The 14,229-nt window shown below is 42.4% G+C and carries 20 protein-coding genes and 1 tRNA gene; 18 read left to right on the forward strand and 3 right to left on the reverse strand.

Annotation, left to right across the window (positions count from 1 at the left end; all coding sequences use genetic code 11):
• Positions 1-16: 16 nt before the first annotated feature.
• From ACK1U4_RS06735 to ACK1U4_RS06765, 7 genes are all read left to right on the forward strand, one after another.
• Complete coding sequence (locus ACK1U4_RS06735) at positions 17-289, forward strand: hypothetical protein (protein WP_419400116.1); 273 nt, start codon at positions 17-19, stop codon at positions 287-289.
• Entirely contained in the window at positions 286-840 is a 555-nt protein-coding gene (locus tag ACK1U4_RS06740; RefSeq protein ID WP_419400117.1) for a hypothetical protein, read from the forward strand. Before ACK1U4_RS06735 ends, ACK1U4_RS06740 begins: the two co-directional genes overlap by 4 nt.
• A 26-nt stretch (positions 841-866) precedes the next feature.
• Positions 867-1,661 (forward strand): phage tail sheath C-terminal domain-containing protein, encoded by a 795-nt coding sequence (locus ACK1U4_RS06745; RefSeq protein ID WP_419400118.1) that lies wholly within the window; start codon positions 867-869, stop codon positions 1,659-1,661.
• A 65-nt stretch (positions 1,662-1,726) separates the two neighbouring features.
• Positions 1,727-2,101: a hypothetical protein gene (locus tag ACK1U4_RS06750; RefSeq protein WP_419400119.1), complete on the forward strand. Its 375-nt coding sequence runs from the start codon at positions 1,727-1,729 to the stop codon at positions 2,099-2,101.
• Positions 2,102-2,103: 2 nt separating this feature from the next.
• Positions 2,104-2,403 (forward strand): hypothetical protein, encoded by a 300-nt coding sequence (locus ACK1U4_RS06755; protein WP_419400120.1) that lies wholly within the window; start codon positions 2,104-2,106, stop codon positions 2,401-2,403.
• An 11-nt stretch (positions 2,404-2,414) separates the two neighbouring features.
• On the forward strand, positions 2,415-2,645 hold the full coding sequence (locus ACK1U4_RS06760; protein ID WP_419400121.1) for a hypothetical protein: 231 nt from the start codon (positions 2,415-2,417) through the stop codon (positions 2,643-2,645).
• Positions 2,642-4,798, forward strand: a complete 2,157-nt coding sequence (locus ACK1U4_RS06765; protein WP_419400122.1) for a phage tail tape measure protein — start codon at positions 2,642-2,644, stop codon at positions 4,796-4,798. The genes ACK1U4_RS06760 and ACK1U4_RS06765 overlap by 4 nt, the downstream gene beginning before the upstream one ends.
• A 1-nt stretch (position 4,799) precedes the next feature.
• On the opposite strand, the gene ACK1U4_RS06770 is transcribed toward ACK1U4_RS06765, so the two are convergent.
• Positions 4,800-5,327 (reverse strand): hypothetical protein, encoded by a 528-nt coding sequence (locus tag ACK1U4_RS06770; RefSeq protein ID WP_419400123.1) that lies wholly within the window; start codon positions 5,325-5,327, stop codon positions 4,800-4,802.
• A 170-nt stretch (positions 5,328-5,497) separates the two neighbouring features.
• Between ACK1U4_RS06770 and ACK1U4_RS06775 the strand changes: the two genes are divergently transcribed.
• The 9 genes from ACK1U4_RS06775 (at position 5,498) to ACK1U4_RS06815 (ending at position 11,950) form a co-directional block, all read left to right on the forward strand.
• Complete coding sequence (locus tag ACK1U4_RS06775; RefSeq protein ID WP_419400124.1) at positions 5,498-6,715, forward strand: DNA circularization N-terminal domain-containing protein; 1,218 nt, start codon at positions 5,498-5,500, stop codon at positions 6,713-6,715.
• Positions 6,699-7,889 carry a phage baseplate assembly protein gene (locus ACK1U4_RS06780; protein WP_419400125.1) on the forward strand — a complete coding sequence of 397 codons (1,191 nt, stop codon included), beginning with the start codon at positions 6,699-6,701 and terminating at the stop codon, positions 7,887-7,889. The genes ACK1U4_RS06775 and ACK1U4_RS06780 overlap by 17 nt, the downstream gene beginning before the upstream one ends.
• On the forward strand, positions 7,886-8,350 hold the full coding sequence (locus ACK1U4_RS06785; protein WP_419400126.1) for a phage baseplate assembly protein domain-containing protein: 465 nt from the start codon (positions 7,886-7,888) through the stop codon (positions 8,348-8,350). The genes ACK1U4_RS06780 and ACK1U4_RS06785 overlap by 4 nt, the downstream gene beginning before the upstream one ends.
• A 2-nt stretch (positions 8,351-8,352) precedes the next feature.
• Positions 8,353-8,718 carry a phage GP46 family protein gene (locus tag ACK1U4_RS06790; protein ID WP_419400127.1) on the forward strand — a complete coding sequence of 122 codons (366 nt, stop codon included), beginning with the start codon at positions 8,353-8,355 and terminating at the stop codon, positions 8,716-8,718.
• Positions 8,718-9,764 (forward strand): baseplate J/gp47 family protein, encoded by a 1,047-nt coding sequence (locus ACK1U4_RS06795; protein WP_419400128.1) that lies wholly within the window; start codon positions 8,718-8,720, stop codon positions 9,762-9,764. Before ACK1U4_RS06790 ends, ACK1U4_RS06795 begins: the two co-directional genes overlap by 1 nt.
• A gap of 12 nt (positions 9,765-9,776) precedes the next feature.
• Entirely contained in the window at positions 9,777-10,316 is a 540-nt protein-coding gene (locus tag ACK1U4_RS06800) for a hypothetical protein (protein ID WP_419400129.1), read from the forward strand.
• A gap of 15 nt (positions 10,317-10,331) precedes the next feature.
• Positions 10,332-11,045 (forward strand): phage baseplate protein, encoded by a 714-nt coding sequence (locus ACK1U4_RS06805; RefSeq protein ID WP_419400130.1) that lies wholly within the window; start codon positions 10,332-10,334, stop codon positions 11,043-11,045.
• 150 nt (positions 11,046-11,195) lie between these two features.
• The gene (locus ACK1U4_RS06810) at positions 11,196-11,354 is read left to right on the forward strand and encodes a hypothetical protein (protein WP_419400131.1); all 159 of its coding nucleotides are present in this window, start codon (positions 11,196-11,198) and stop codon (positions 11,352-11,354) included.
• Positions 11,354-11,950, forward strand: coding sequence for a class I SAM-dependent methyltransferase (locus ACK1U4_RS06815; RefSeq protein ID WP_419400132.1), 597 nt, complete (start codon positions 11,354-11,356; stop codon positions 11,948-11,950). Before ACK1U4_RS06810 ends, ACK1U4_RS06815 begins: the two co-directional genes overlap by 1 nt.
• Before the next feature lie 80 nt (positions 11,951-12,030).
• On the opposite strand, the gene ACK1U4_RS06820 is transcribed toward ACK1U4_RS06815, so the two are convergent.
• Positions 12,031-12,106 (reverse strand) — tRNA-Gly (locus ACK1U4_RS06820).
• A 275-nt stretch (positions 12,107-12,381) separates the two neighbouring features.
• Between ACK1U4_RS06820 and hemJ the strand changes: the two genes are divergently transcribed.
• Positions 12,382-12,825, forward strand: a complete 444-nt coding sequence (gene hemJ, locus ACK1U4_RS06825) for a protoporphyrinogen oxidase HemJ (protein ID WP_419400133.1) — start codon at positions 12,382-12,384, stop codon at positions 12,823-12,825.
• 14 nt (positions 12,826-12,839) lie between these two features.
• A complete protein-coding gene (locus tag ACK1U4_RS06830; RefSeq protein WP_419400134.1) occupies positions 12,840-13,334 on the forward strand; it encodes a hypothetical protein in 495 nt (164 codons plus the stop codon).
• On the opposite strand, the gene ACK1U4_RS06835 is transcribed toward ACK1U4_RS06830, so the two are convergent.
• Positions 13,324-14,010 carry a putative quorum-sensing-regulated virulence factor gene (locus ACK1U4_RS06835; protein WP_419400135.1) on the reverse strand — a complete coding sequence of 229 codons (687 nt, stop codon included), beginning with the start codon at positions 14,008-14,010 and terminating at the stop codon, positions 13,324-13,326. The genes ACK1U4_RS06830 and ACK1U4_RS06835 overlap by 11 nt on opposite strands.
• Positions 14,011-14,229 lie beyond the last annotated feature (219 nt).

Below are 14,229 nucleotides of genomic sequence, written 5' to 3' on the forward strand. Positions count from 1 at the left end.
AAAAAAGGATGATGCGATGAGCATTGGACAAGTGCGCACCCCTGCGGTCTATACCGAGATTAATACCAATACCCAACGCACTGGGCTTGTGGGGCAGAATCATAAGATTGTGCTAGTAACAGATGATGTGCAAGCTGTGGATAATGGCGTGCCAACAGCAATCTATGACAAGACTACCGCAGATGCCAAGTTTGGGATTGGTAGTGTGGCTGGTCGGATGATGGCAACGATGGTACAGATGTCACAGGGGGTCAATGTGGAATGCTTGGGAAAGCAGTTAGTGATGTGAATAGCTTACCCATTGATAGAAATCCGCCTCCTAACAGTGGTTCACCTACTAATGATAACAATATCAATTCATCAAAACTGATGACTGTTGAAATTTATTTTAAGTCTAAACAGGATGGTACAAGATTCAATAGTGTGATCGAATTATCACAATACTTGATACAACAACACCTTGAGAAATTTCCAACAGCAGAAGAGCGTGTGGATAGACCTACTGAATATTATGGCATATCTACTGAAGTAATGTCGACTAACAAGAAAATAATCTATGCTGACTTTATAAATGGGCGACCTTATGACAAAGACCTAGCAAAAGCCGAATTGCCTAATAATATCAGTGGATTGCTCAATAGCTATTGGACTCATATTAATAGTATGACCTACACTGTACCAGATAGTATTATTGGTAAAATTAATATTGGCGAGGAATTACTAGTTATCTCAGCAGAAGGTGTTACGTGTCATGTATTACGTGATACATATAGAGATGATTATATAGGTCAAACACAGTTGCGTACACCAATATCGCTGTATGCAGTAAGAATTGAATAATATCTTAGAATGAAGGATACACTACTATGACCCATCAAATTTTATCACCCCTCGGACACAGCATCATCGCTCTGTCCAAACCCATTACAGATGAAAAAGAAGCCAACGCATGGGTAGAATATCTTGACTTTGTCAGTTCAGCTACTGAACAAAAAGATGCCATCCTTATCGTACCATTCAGCGACATTGACCAAGCGACCACCTTCGCCCAGTTTGCCAAAGTCAAAGCCTGTTACCGTGTGGTAGCTGTCTGCTATCACGGTGCAACAGGCTTTGAACCTGAACTGTCCGCAGGGATTGCAGGGGCGATTTCAGCCGAACTAGACCCTGCCGTGCCATTCAATGGTATCAAACTTCCAAACCTGCCAGTGGTCACCGCTGACAAGCGTTTGACACGCACACGCATCGAACAAGCTCTCAATAAAGGCGTGGCAGTGGTGGCATTGGATGCACAAGATGACCCTGCGATTGTCCGCCTTATCTCAACCTACCAAGTCAATGAGCAAGGCTCACCTGATGACCTGCTACTGGATATCAATGGGGCGTTAATCCTCCGCTATGTCCGTCAAGATATTCGCACTGCGATTATGGCAAACCCACGGCGTAAAAACACCGAAGCCACTCGCAAAGACTTACGCAGTCAGATGTTGAGCCGTTGCCTAAAACTTGAACAGGCTGAAATCTTGCAAAATGTTACCAATCGTCAAAAAGAGTTGACGGTGGTACAAGATACGCATGACAAGACACGAGCCAATGCGAGAATACCAGCGGATTGGGTCAGAGGTATGCACATTGTGGCGGTGACACTGGATGTGTATTAATCATTACTCATTACTCATAACATTGGGCGTATGCAATACGCCACTACCAAATACAAGGAAAAAATATGAGCGAAAGCAATCAATTAGTAGGTGCGATTGTGCTACATGTCAATGGTCGTGAGTTTGACTGTGGCAGTATTAGCCCAAAAATCATGGCTGGTCGCAAGGCTGTCCCCACTATGAACCGTGAGGGGCGTGTCCGCAAAAAAACCAAAACCATCAAATCCATTGGCTTGTCACTTGAGGTGTTTGTCGATGAGGTCGATGACTTCGATTGGGAAAACGTGGAAGACGCTCGTGTGGTGGTCGAAAGCATTGACGGTGGTAAGCGTACCACGTATGTTGACTGTAGCGTGACCGATGTATCAGAAAGCTACAAAACCGATGGTGAGGCAACTCGTAGCCTTGAAATGTTTGCACTTAACAAAATTGAGGAATAATCATGGCAGTATCTCAACAAACCACCTTACCGATTGGCATTGAAGTCAATGGTAAACGCCATAAATCAGTGACCGTCACCACATTGACAGTGGCTGACAGCTATAAAGCGTTATCCAGTGCCAAAACTGATGAGTTTATCGGATTGCTTGAACTGGCTCAAATGACAGTGATTGACGACTTGGGTCGCAATCCGACTTATGACGAACTGGCAGGGGCAAGTAAGCTCGATGGCGACCATCTTGCCAATATCCGCTTTGACCTCGAAAAAAAAGAGAAGGAACAAGCGAGCGAGTCGCCTTAACACTTGCCCTTATGCGATTGGGTGTACCCTATGCGGATGCGTGGGGTATGCCGATTCCGCTAGCGTTAGAATTTGTCACGGTGGCTACCGAAAGAGCAAAATCTAACGCCCAATCTAAGAATCAGTCTAACAATTCATCCAACACACCCACCACCCAATCTACGATGATTGAATCAACCAGCACCAAACAAGTCGCCACACGCCGTAAGTCAAAATTAGTCAAAGATAAGGGGCAATTATGAGCAATAACCAAACCGTCAGTCTAAATATCCGCTTGACTGGCAATGCAGGGCGTGAGCTACAGCAACTGACCCAACAGCAACAACGTGGCGTACAGCAAATCAATCAAGGGTGGCAAAGGGTCAGTACCACACAAGCTCAATATACGAGGGGGCTTAATACTGCTCGTATGACCCAAGAGCAAATTAATCGTATCACCCAACAAAATGTGCAATATGCTCGCAATTTGAATGATATGAATCGCTTGGGGCTACGCACGCAACAGCAAATTACTAATGAGATTCGTAATTCTGAAAATGCGTATCGGCGATTGTCGCAAGCATCAAATGTCAGCAGTCAAGATTTGCGTAGAGCCTATCAATCAATGCGTCAACAGGTCAGACAACTGAATGATGAATTACGCACAACCCCCAAATTAACCCAACGTATTGGTAGTGCCATTAATACAGGTACAGCCATTGCTGGTGGCGTGGTGGCTGGTGCATCTGTCATTAATAGTCAAATCCAACCTGCTCGTAGTTATGATGAGCAAGTGGCTCGTATGACTGTGAACGCCTCGCAAGTTGGCATGAGTGAAACACAACGTAATCAGTTAAAGACTCAAATCAGCCAAACTGTTGAAAATGCGGTACGCAATGGCGGTAGTCGTGAAGATGTGGCAAATGCAGGTGCATTTATGCTAGATAGTGGCAAATTTACGGCTTCTGAACTGCCAACTGCTCTGAATGCTACCGCTAAAACTGCCTTTGCCTCTGGTGCAAATGCGACAGAAATGGCAAATGTTGCAGTGGCTCTCAAGACGTTTGGTATTAGTACCGATAAGTTAGCAACCGCCCAAGAAGCTATTTATGTTGGTGGTAAAGCAGGGGCATTTGGTCTAAAAGCTCAAGCTAAGTTTTTACCGTCACAGTTGGCTCAAGCTAGTGTCGCAGGTTATACAGGCTTAGAAGGTGTAAAGCATTTAACAGCGTTAAATCAGACAGCCATGCTTGTTGCAGGTTCGCAGGATGAGGCAGGTAACTATGTGAATAATTTATTGGGTAAGTTGACTGCTCCTGACCTTGCCAGTGCAGTTGCCAAAAATATCACCTTACAAAAAGGCGACTATACTAAAAAAGATGGTAAAAAAACGGTATTTGACCTTGATGCTTATTTTCAAAAGCAACGTGAACAAGGGGTTATGCCTGTCCAAGCCCTTGCCAAACTTGTTGACCGTGAGATGGCAAATGATAAAAAATATCAGCAATTAAAAACGGAAGCCAGTAATGCCAAAACGACTGATGAACGCAGGCAGACATTAGAAGCTATGCAAAAAATGCTCACAGGTTCATTTATTGGCAGTATATTGACTGATAAAGAAAGCCGTATGGCATTTTTGGCGGCATCACAGAATAGTCAACAATATAATGATGTTTATAATCGTATGAGTAGTGGTGCAGGTGAGATTCAAGCGGATAGCCAATGGTTAGGCACTCAAGAATTTGCCACCAATCAACAAAATGTTAATGAACAATTAAACATCAACTATCAAGCCTATCTCAATGTGAATGGGGCATTAAAAACCTATAATACTGAGATGGCAGGGTTTATGGAAAAGCATAGTGGTCTTGCTACTGGGGCATATACGGCAGGTGTAGCGTTAGCTACTTTAGGTGCTACTGCGACAGTTGGTACTTTGATAACTAAATTTGGCAGTCTTGGCGGTGTGATGACTTCGGCAACGGCAGGTGTTAATGCGTTAGGGGCTTCTAGTATCGCCGCCAAAGCAGGGCTGTTAGGTCTTGCAGGTATGGTCGGTTGGGAAATTGGCTCTGCAATTAATAAATATGTCATTGATGGTACTGAAACTGGTAGAAAATTTGGTGATGCAACTGGTGAATATATTGCCAAAGGGCTTGCCTTTTTGGGCGATGAAACCGCCAAACAAGCGGTAGCCGACCAAGAAAAATACGATAAGATGATTGCTGAACAACAGCAAACAAGAATGGCAATTCAGCAGACGACCAATGCGATTAAGTCCATTGATTTTAGTCAAAATATCATTCAAAACATTACCAATCCACAGCCGAGTATGCCGTTTTATAAGTATCCTACGCCTGCAAGCCCTATCACAGACCTAAAGCGTGGGGCGGTTGTTCCTATGTGGTTGAAATAACTTAGAAATTATTGCGTTTGCCATCTTTCCAGTCTTGGTAAATTTGAAGTTCTTTATCTTCCAATATCTTAATTTCTTGATTTAGAGAATCAGCGATTGCAAGTTGTTGGCTCTCTAATTCTTTATAATATGCTGATTTTTCTTTATTTTTTTCACGCTTATAGATAATAGCAAGGCATTTGTAAATTCCTGCTCTATCAAGAGCAAGGAAGTAATCTTTAATGATTGAGCCGAAACGATGAAAAGACCATCTAGTCGTCATTCTATCAACTGACGAATTTAATAACTCATCGCATCGCACCAAGGCTTCATCAAGTCTTCCTGCTTGTTGCAAAAATTTTGGCAATCGCACCAGTTGAGCTAAATCAGCATCATAGTCCGTTGTGTTATTGATTTCCCATATTTTTTCAAGATAAGTAATGGCTAAGTTGATATCAGTATTGGAGTATTGCGTAGCTAGTTTGCCATAGTCTGATACTTCCTTGTATCGTGGATGACCGCCTTTACCTAAGGTAATTTCTACACTCATAAAACACCTATAAAATGGAGGATTGAGGGGTATTATACCTATTTAGTCTAAAATAACTTATGAAATTTTACTAACGAAATCCAAAAATAGTCGGAACTACGCCAATTATCCCCAGTTATCAAACCCTGTCAAACTAACCCAAATTGACAGGGTTTTTTATGGGATAACCAATGGCTTGGAAAGACACCTTATTTGATGCAACATTTCGCCAAATACCGTTTGAAAGCACGGCACTGGGCGAAACTCGCAGTAAATCTGTCGTCATCCACCAGTCGCCATACAGCAATAAAGCCCACCTATCAGACATGGGGAATGATGCACGCCGTTATAATATCACCGCATTTTTTGAGGGTGATGACTACGAGATTTATCGTGACAACTTTATCATTGCCCTAGATATGCACGGTACAGGCGAGCTTGTCCATCCATTGTACGGCTCAATGCAAGTGCAAGTCATGGATTATAGCATCAAGCATGAGCCTGATGCCGTTGATAGCTGTAGCATTGACGTTAATTTTGTCATCGCTGAATCCGCCAGTGACAACAAAGAACTATTTGTCCCCACCCCACTGCCCCCAGTCGAAGAACAGCCAACCGCAGTCATCTTGGACACACCAAGCGAAACATTAGAAGTGTATCAAGAGCAACTGGAGCAAATGAGTACCCCTGAAGCAGTGGAATTGACACGCTCAATCCCTGAAAAAGTGCGTGCCGAAATCAAAAAAGCAAGGCAGTTTTTGCAGGTCAATACCCAAGCTATCTATGACCTAACCAGTCCACCTGACTGGCTAAATGGTATCGTGAATGACACCATCGGACTGATGCACGATATTCCGCTCGATGCTGACCCAATGGCAAATTGGCGTAGAGTCATCCATAAAATCGAAAGCATTGGTGATATGTTTAGCGATACCGATATACCGCCTTTGCGATTTGTGGGGGCGGTATTGCCTGTGGCATTACAATCACAAACCGTGATGGAGTTGTTAAAACTTGACCAAATACAACAGGTTCTAACGCCACTCGATATCATCACCGCCAACAACGTGGTACGGCAAAACATTAACACCGCTATTACGGTTATCAGACGGATTGACCCATTACCGCCTGTGAGTGTCAATGTCCCAAAAATCGTATTGGACACACGCACACAAGTCGCCAAGCTCAAACAAGCCTCGGCAACCTTGCAACAGCTTACCAATGAGGCAGTAAATAAAAAACCACCTTTGACCCAATATACCGTTAAACGCAATAGCACCCTACGACTGATTGCTCATCGGCTATATGCTGACCATAGCCGAGCTGATGAACTGCTACGCCTTAATAAAGGCTTGGTAAGCCCTGCAATGGTCATGGCTGGTACGAGGTTAAATGTCTATGCCAAATGATAATGTAGTTTTATCCACAACCCCTCAAGCCTTACTCCTTAATCCACCTGTTACTGCTGAACAAGTGGCAGAGCGATTGGGGAATATTAAACTGATTGTTAATGGATTAGAGTGTAATCAATGGGACGATATCAGCATTGATAGTGACATCGGCATTCCTGCGGATGGTTGGTCATTTGCGTGGCTGGGTGTGGATTTAACAACTTTACCTGATGTGGTAAAAAGTGGGGCAGTATGTCAAATAAGCCTTGAATTAAAAGAGAAAAGTCGTATTTTGATGGTCGGTGTCATCGACAAAATTCAGCAAACGGTCAGCCGTGGACAAATTGGCGTGGCTATCACAGGACGTGATTTAGCAGGGCAACTATTAGATACTTCCGCCCCTATCACCCAAGGGCAGAATATGACACTTGAGGAAATTATTCATCGTTTTATTTTTAACAGCGACTTAGGTTCGCTCCCTTGGCAAATATTACCACAAGATAACAACTATCTAAAAGCTAAAGTTGGCATTGAAGATGGTCTTAGTGTATGGGATGCAATTAATAAAGGGGCTGAAGCCAGTGGGCAATATGTATGGATGTCACCTGATGGGGCAATCTGTATTGGTAATCCTTTTAATGTGCAACAGTCACAAGGGCTTACTTTTATTATGAATAAAAAAAGCACAGAAGAAAAGCCAAATTTAATCACGAACATTACTTATTCTGAAGACTTATCCAATGCTTACAGTATTGTTGAAGTTGTTGGACAGGATGATAAAGGCAATAACTTTAGAGGTATTGCCACTGATGATAGATTGCCCATTAAAAGGCGGAAAATCCTTAACGAATCAAAAGCAGAAAACCAAGCCGAAGCCATGCAGTATGCTCAAAAAGCTTTACATGATAGTTGGCTTGATGCTTATGAGTGCGTCCTAACATTACCATTTTGGGCCGCTCTTGAATTGGGTTGGAAAGTCAGCTTTGAATCTGATGTTATGCCTAGAATCGTTGGTGACTGGGTGATTTATGGTCGCACCCTAAAGCTTGACCGCCAAAACGGTAAAACCACCGAACTACGACTACGCAAATTTAGCGACTGGATGCAACCGATACAACACGTTGAGCTTATCAAAGATACAAAAGCCAAAAAAGCCAAGAAACAAACAACCGTGAGGCGTAAACGCAAATGATAAACAGAGTCCGTCAAGCCATCTGTGGCTTTGTCAAACGCCGTGGTACACCGTTACAAGTCACTGGGCTGTCTGAAGAGATTATCGACAATGTCCGCATCATGCAACAAGTGGGCTTTGCCAGTGACTTGCCTGTTGATAGTCAAGTGGTCATGTTACCTATCGGTGGACGTGCGACAAATATGGTCATTATCGCCAGTGGTGAAGCCCCTATCGTTGTCACTGCCAATGAAGGTGAGGTGGTCATCTATGACCAGTTTGGACATGAAATCCGTCTAGGTAAAGCTGGTATCAAAATGATTGGCAATGTTGACGTACAGGGCAATATCACAACCCACGGCAATATCACAGCAAACGGTCAAATCAATGATATGCAAGGCTCAATGGCTGAAATCCGTACTATTTACAACAGTCATAGCCATGTCACAGATGGCACACCGCCAACCAATCCAATGGTGTAATGATGAAATTTAACCTAGTCACACATGATTATATTGCCAGCACATTGACTGCACCGCCAGTGATTGATGTGCTAGATGCCGTATATCTACGTCTTAGCACCCAAAAAGGCAGTTATTTTGCGGATAAAAATTTGGGTAGTGAGCTATATCGGCTCAAGCGTTGCAAAGACACACCACAAATCCGACTGCAAGCCGTAGCATGGGCGAAGCAAGCGTTAGAACCGCTTAAAAACCGTTATTTTTTAGCCAGTATCACCGTGATTGAGCAGTTGCCAATTATCAGGGGCAATATTCATTTAATCATTACTTTGACCCACCAAAGTGGACAAGTTTACACCACAAATTACACGATTAAGGTAGCAGGATAATGTACCCAATTCCCAGTTTTAACCAAATTCGAGCGACTATTCTCAATGAGTACCTTAATCAGACTGGTCTTGCGATACCTGATGACAGTGATGCCAGTATCCGAGCTGATGGCACGTCTGCGGTAGTCGAGGGGCTATATGCTCATCAATCTTACATTGTACGTCAATTATTTGTACAAACTGCTGATGAGCCGTATCTATATATCCACGCTGACCAAATCGGCTTGCCACGCTTAGGCGGTAGTATTGCCACAGGTCAAATCCAAGCCATTGCCACGATTACAGGTATCACCATCCCAGTCGGTAGCCGTCTGACAGATGGCAAAGGCTACTATTGGTACACCACCAATCAAGCCATTACCACAGCAGGTAAAGCCGTGACCTTGCAAATTCAAGCCGACAAAGCAGGGGGAAGCTATAACCGTGATGGCTCATTGCTTTGGGTCACTGGTATTGCTGGGGTCATGCCTACCGTCACCATTGACACCCTATCAGGCGGTTCAGACGGTGAAGACCTTGAACGCTGGCGAAATCGGCTGTGGGAAAAGAAAAAACTGGGAAAAACCCTATCACGCTATGAAGACTTACGCCAAGCGGTATTAGGAGTCGCAGGGGTAGCCAATGCCTTTATCTACCCTCGCAGACGTGGGGTGGGTTCGGTGGATGTCGCAATTACCGCAACAGGGGCGAATGGTGCAACCTTACCCAGTGATAGTCTATTAACCCAAGCCCAATACGCCTTACAAAACGCTGCTGCTTTCTTTGAGGACGTGCGAGCCTTTAAGCCAACGGTTATTAAATTGGATGTCACTGCCAAAGTGGTTGGGGTAAATATCAATAATGGTGAGATTTATAACATCATTGAGCGGTATTTGACAGGTCTTGCACCTGCGGAAAGCTACCGTGAATCTGTGTTATCTGCATTGATATTGGGGGTGACTGGTGTAACTGACGTGGTACTGACACCCAATCAAAACCTTGACCCTACGGTCAGTATGGAGCAAGTGGGTTGGATAAGAGCAGGATTAATTCAAGTGACCCAATAAATAGGCAAAAGAATGACAGTAAACAACCAAGAAATGATTGCTGATATCTTAATGGCTCACTTACCGAGTGGTAGTTATGATAATGCATTAGACACGCTATTATACCATGATATCATGGCTCACAGCAAGGCTTTCAGCGATATTTTGACTGCTGATGAGCAGATTTTGAGCAATATCGAACGCATACCCTTGGCACTTTTAGCCGACTATGAACGTGAGTACGGATTACCGCTTGGCTGTGGCGTTGATAATACCCAAGCCAATGAACAAACACGCTTGGCAGAGCTTGAGCGAGTCATGCGAGAAGGTCATGTTAAGCTGAATCGACAAGGCTTGCAAAGCCTGTTTGACCGTTATAACCAACAAATTGTAGCCGTCAAAACTTACGTGCCAATGCAATGTACTGGCAAATGCACCGACCCAGTCAATAGCGAGCGGTTACGATTTAAAGCAACTGTGACCGTCAAAGCCCCTTTAACCGTATCTATGCCATGTTTGGAGCGTCATTTTTTACCTGCCGCTTTACGCATTGATTTGATTGTACAAAACTAACCAACAGGATAAACTATGCACCGTATTGACTCAGCCACCGCTCGCCAAAATCTGAATGGCACTGGTAAAAACGGCTTCCATGATAATGCTGATTTACCCAATCAAGATGCCACCTATCTTACCCCAATGTGGTGTAATAGTGTACAAGAAGAGATTGCCAACGTTATTGAGGGATTAGGTGTACCGTTAGATAAAGCAGATAATCATCAATTATCTAACATCCTAATAACAACTTTTGCCAAAAATACCGCACTACAAAAGGCAATCAATGATTATTCCAATAAATTCGCTGAACAAAATAGCCGTATTTTAGCGTTAGAAAATCGTAAGCTTGAAGATACAGCGATTGGCGAAATTATCGTCACTTGCCAGCACTTTAATAGTCCAGCGGAAGTTGCTATATATAAGGGGTATGGCACATGGGAGCGTGAAGCAGAGGGTCGTGCTATCGTTGGCTTCTCAAGTCAAGTTGATAGCCCTGCATGGACACGCCAAAATGGCAGATTGTTTGGTGAATATGAACATAAACTTAATATTGATGAAATGCCTACTCACTCACATGATGTGACATTAGCGGCAGTCAGTGACTCTGGCTCTAAATACTTCGCTAATGGTGGTTATGATGGTACTGAGCCTGACTTACTTACAGTAAATTCAAGTGGTGGTGATAAGCCTCATAATAACGTGCAACCATCCAAGACGTATAATATATGGCGACGCATTGCATAATTAGTATAAAATAAATTATTAAACTCACTATATAAAGTGGGTTTGGTCTAAAATAACTTCTTAAAATTAGTCTAAAATGAATTATTGATTAGTCTAAAATAAATTTTCGATTTACAACTGCTTGAGCGTTTACATACTCGCAATGAATATTTGATTGGCAGTCATCACCCCTTGCGTGAAACGCTGATTATGCAAACAGGCAATAATGAGCGTGACCGTCAATATTTTCTAAATAAATCCTATCGTTTTTCCAAAGAGCATTTGATTCATGTTTGGCAACCAAAACCACAAGGCTTGAGTATTTTTTGATGACAACCCTCAATTTTTATCAGACCCACGCTAACGTTTTTTTTAGCCAAACCATTAATGTGGATATGCAAAATATCTATGAGCTATTTTTAGCTCATCTACCAAAAGGTCAGCAAGTGATTTTGGATGTGGGCTGTGGCTCTGGGCGTGATAGCGTGTTTTTTGCTAATCAAGGCTTTGAGGTCACTGCCATTGATGGCTCACAAAATCTCATTGATTTAGCCAAAGTTACGGATAAACGTGTGAATTGGCAATGCTTAAAATTTGATGAAATTCAGCGTCAACACTGGCTCAACACTTTTACAGGTATTTGGGCGTGTGCGTCTTTACTTCATGTGCCTTTTGACGATTTACCAAGCACTTTAAATGATTTAGTCACTTGTTTAACGCCCAACGGCATTTTATACGCTTCGTTTAAATACGGTGATGGCGAACGAGAAAAAGAGGGGCGTTTTTTTTGTGATATCAATGAACAGCGATGGCAAATTATTGAAAATCAATTGCAAAATATCAAAACTTTAAAAATTTGGCAAACAGTTGATAATCGTGTAGATAGACAGGAAATTTGGTTTAATTATATTTTGGGGAAAATATAAAAAATCGTGGTCACGGAATGAAATCAGAGGAATTACAGGCAATAAAAAAGCCTAACTGTTAAGTTAGGCTTTCTTTAATATGGAGCGGGAAACGAGATTCGAACTCGCGACCCCGACCTTGGCAAGGTCGTGCTCTACCAACTGAGCTATTCCCGCATTTGGTGGTCAACGTTACGATTTATTTTCTAACTTTTTCTTAGTTAGTATCGCTTCGTTGTGGTGCGTATTATAAGGATTTTTAACACCCCGTCAAGCACTTTTTTCAAAAATTTTGATATTTTTTTAAAGAAAAATAAAATATCCTTTTTTATCAATGACTTATAAATAATAAAAAATCACTTTATTTTGTATGGTTGGCACATATTTATCAAACAATGCTATGATACCCTCATTATATATATTCAATCTACCAATATAATACAGGTGAGGCTATGGCAGAATATTTTTTATGGTTTAAGGCATGGCACGTTATTAGCGTGATTTGTTGGTTTGCAGGGCTGTTTTATTTGCCACGCCTGTTTGTGTATCATGCGATGAGCGAGGATAAAGTGAGCCATGACCGTTTTGTCATTATGGAGCGTAAGCTGTATCGAGGTATTATGACCCCTGCAATGGTGGCAACTTGGGCGTTTGGGTTGCTTATGCTTGTGCCGAGTTGGGATGCGTATAAGACGCAAGGCTGGCTTCATATTAAGCTTGCGTTGGTAGTGCTATTGACGGTGTATCATTTTATGGCGAATCATTATCGCAAGCAGTTAATGACCAATGCTCATGCCAAAAGTCATGTGTTTTGGCGGTGGTTTAATGAAGCACCGACTTTAATTTTGGTAGCAGTGGTGATTTTAGTGATTGTAAAACCGCAATTTGGCAATTAAAAACTGGATAAATGATGAAAAACCACCCAATTTTCGCTAATAAATTTGTCAAAAGCTTACTAAAGTTTTTGGCATTTATGGTGTGTTGGGCGGTTTTAGCCACATTATTTAACGCTTTAATGCCTCCCAAACATCATCAGCCCAATACGATATTTAGTGTTTGTATCATTGAAAATAACCAACCAACACTTATCCGATTAACCGACCTTAATCATCACGTTTTATGCACCCAAGAAACCTCTCAAACGAAAGAGGATAATCCTGCGTTTTCGTTTCGTTTAAGACAAATCAAAGACGATTGGGAAATAACAGAATACGCTGATAGCCCTGCCGACCCTATTGTTTATCATTATCAAATTAAAAATAATCAAGTTATTCCAAAATGGTTTAGCATGGGCGGTATGACTAACAGTATGCTAAATTGGTTTTGGGCTTTTTGGGTAGCACTAATAGCTTATGAAATAAGGCAATCCATTCACCGACGAAAGCAAAAATCCGCTAACTCTTGATATTGCCTAACGCCAATTTCAAATAACTATCCAAATCCGCCTGTTTTAACAACCAACTGACATAATCACTTGGCAAATCCTTAATTGCCACGCCTTTATGCTTACCAAATCCCATGACGGTAGGAATACGAGCGACTTCGGCAATTTCCACCAATTTATCCATCGTATCAATGCCTTGCTCACGGCAAATCGCCTTTAACACCAAAAAATTAAACCAAATATCATACTTCGCCCCATGAGCGTGTTTGAGGTTCTTTTTGGCAATTTGTGGCTCAAAATGACAGAGCATTGCCCCAAGCGTATGCGTATCAAGGTTTGGGTAAAAATGTCGTGACATCGCCAAGGTGCAGACTCGCTTGATTTGGCTCATGTCACACTCGGCATTACTAAGCACTTCGACATCAAAGTCAATATTATGCCCAATCAAAATTTGGCAATCAGTCGGCAGTTCAAAACTGGTATGCGGTGGCATATCCGCCACATCATCATCAAAAATCCCTGTGATGGACATACTCCCCAAACTGATGGCTTTTTGGGGGTTGTAGCGTTGCTCAAAGGCGTTTTTGTCAAGATATGCCAACACGCCATCGACAAAACCAACCTTAATATAGGCGATTTCGGTGGCGTGCGGTGCGGTCAAATCATGGGCTTCGGTGTCGAGAATATAAGCGGTCATCATAGTTTCTTTATTGATTAGTATTTATGCAAAAGACAATGGATGTGACATATTGTCAGTTTTAATCCCCCTAAATCCCCCTTTAAAAAAAGGGGGACTTTCCCCCATATTAAATTTACTTAGCGGACAAAGCCCCCTCTTTCGCAAAGAGGGGGTTGGGGGAGATTCAAGAAATGGTAAACAACACGCTCTATTTTTATCTTACCAAAAAATGAATTT

The organism is Moraxella sp. TY6 (genome assembly GCF_048551375.1).
Classification (GTDB): domain Bacteria; phylum Pseudomonadota; class Gammaproteobacteria; order Pseudomonadales; family Moraxellaceae; genus Faucicola.

Excerpts from the sequence above, each read along its gene's own strand:
- hemJ (WP_419400133.1), top strand. The coding sequence starts at position 12,382 with ATGGCAGAATATTTTTTATGGTTTAAGGCATGGCACGTTATTAGCGTG.
- ACK1U4_RS06765 (WP_419400122.1), top strand. The coding sequence starts at position 2,642 with ATGAGCAATAACCAAACCGTCAGTCTAAATATCCGCTTGACTGGCAAT.
- ACK1U4_RS06835 (WP_419400135.1), bottom strand. The coding sequence starts at position 14,010 with ATGACCGCTTATATTCTCGACACCGAAGCCCATGATTTGACCGCACCG.
- ACK1U4_RS06830 (WP_419400134.1), top strand. The coding sequence starts at position 12,840 with ATGAAAAACCACCCAATTTTCGCTAATAAATTTGTCAAAAGCTTACTA.
- ACK1U4_RS06750 (WP_419400119.1), top strand. The coding sequence starts at position 1,727 with ATGAGCGAAAGCAATCAATTAGTAGGTGCGATTGTGCTACATGTCAAT.
- ACK1U4_RS06795 (WP_419400128.1), top strand. The coding sequence starts at position 8,718 with ATGTACCCAATTCCCAGTTTTAACCAAATTCGAGCGACTATTCTCAAT.
- ACK1U4_RS06785 (WP_419400126.1), top strand. The coding sequence starts at position 7,886 with ATGATAAACAGAGTCCGTCAAGCCATCTGTGGCTTTGTCAAACGCCGT.
- ACK1U4_RS06755 (WP_419400120.1), top strand. The coding sequence starts at position 2,104 with ATGGCAGTATCTCAACAAACCACCTTACCGATTGGCATTGAAGTCAAT.
- ACK1U4_RS06745 (WP_419400118.1), top strand. The coding sequence starts at position 867 with ATGACCCATCAAATTTTATCACCCCTCGGACACAGCATCATCGCTCTG.
- ACK1U4_RS06780 (WP_419400125.1), top strand. The coding sequence starts at position 6,699 with ATGTCTATGCCAAATGATAATGTAGTTTTATCCACAACCCCTCAAGCC.
- ACK1U4_RS06790 (WP_419400127.1), top strand. The coding sequence starts at position 8,353 with ATGAAATTTAACCTAGTCACACATGATTATATTGCCAGCACATTGACT.
- ACK1U4_RS06770 (WP_419400123.1), bottom strand. The coding sequence starts at position 5,327 with ATGAGTGTAGAAATTACCTTAGGTAAAGGCGGTCATCCACGATACAAG.
- ACK1U4_RS06815 (WP_419400132.1), top strand. The coding sequence starts at position 11,354 with ATGACAACCCTCAATTTTTATCAGACCCACGCTAACGTTTTTTTTAGC.
- ACK1U4_RS06760 (WP_419400121.1), top strand. The coding sequence starts at position 2,415 with ATGCGATTGGGTGTACCCTATGCGGATGCGTGGGGTATGCCGATTCCG.
- ACK1U4_RS06735 (WP_419400116.1), top strand. The coding sequence starts at position 17 with ATGAGCATTGGACAAGTGCGCACCCCTGCGGTCTATACCGAGATTAAT.
- ACK1U4_RS06805 (WP_419400130.1), top strand. The coding sequence starts at position 10,332 with ATGCACCGTATTGACTCAGCCACCGCTCGCCAAAATCTGAATGGCACT.
- ACK1U4_RS06800 (WP_419400129.1), top strand. The coding sequence starts at position 9,777 with ATGACAGTAAACAACCAAGAAATGATTGCTGATATCTTAATGGCTCAC.
- ACK1U4_RS06775 (WP_419400124.1), top strand. The coding sequence starts at position 5,498 with ATGGCTTGGAAAGACACCTTATTTGATGCAACATTTCGCCAAATACCG.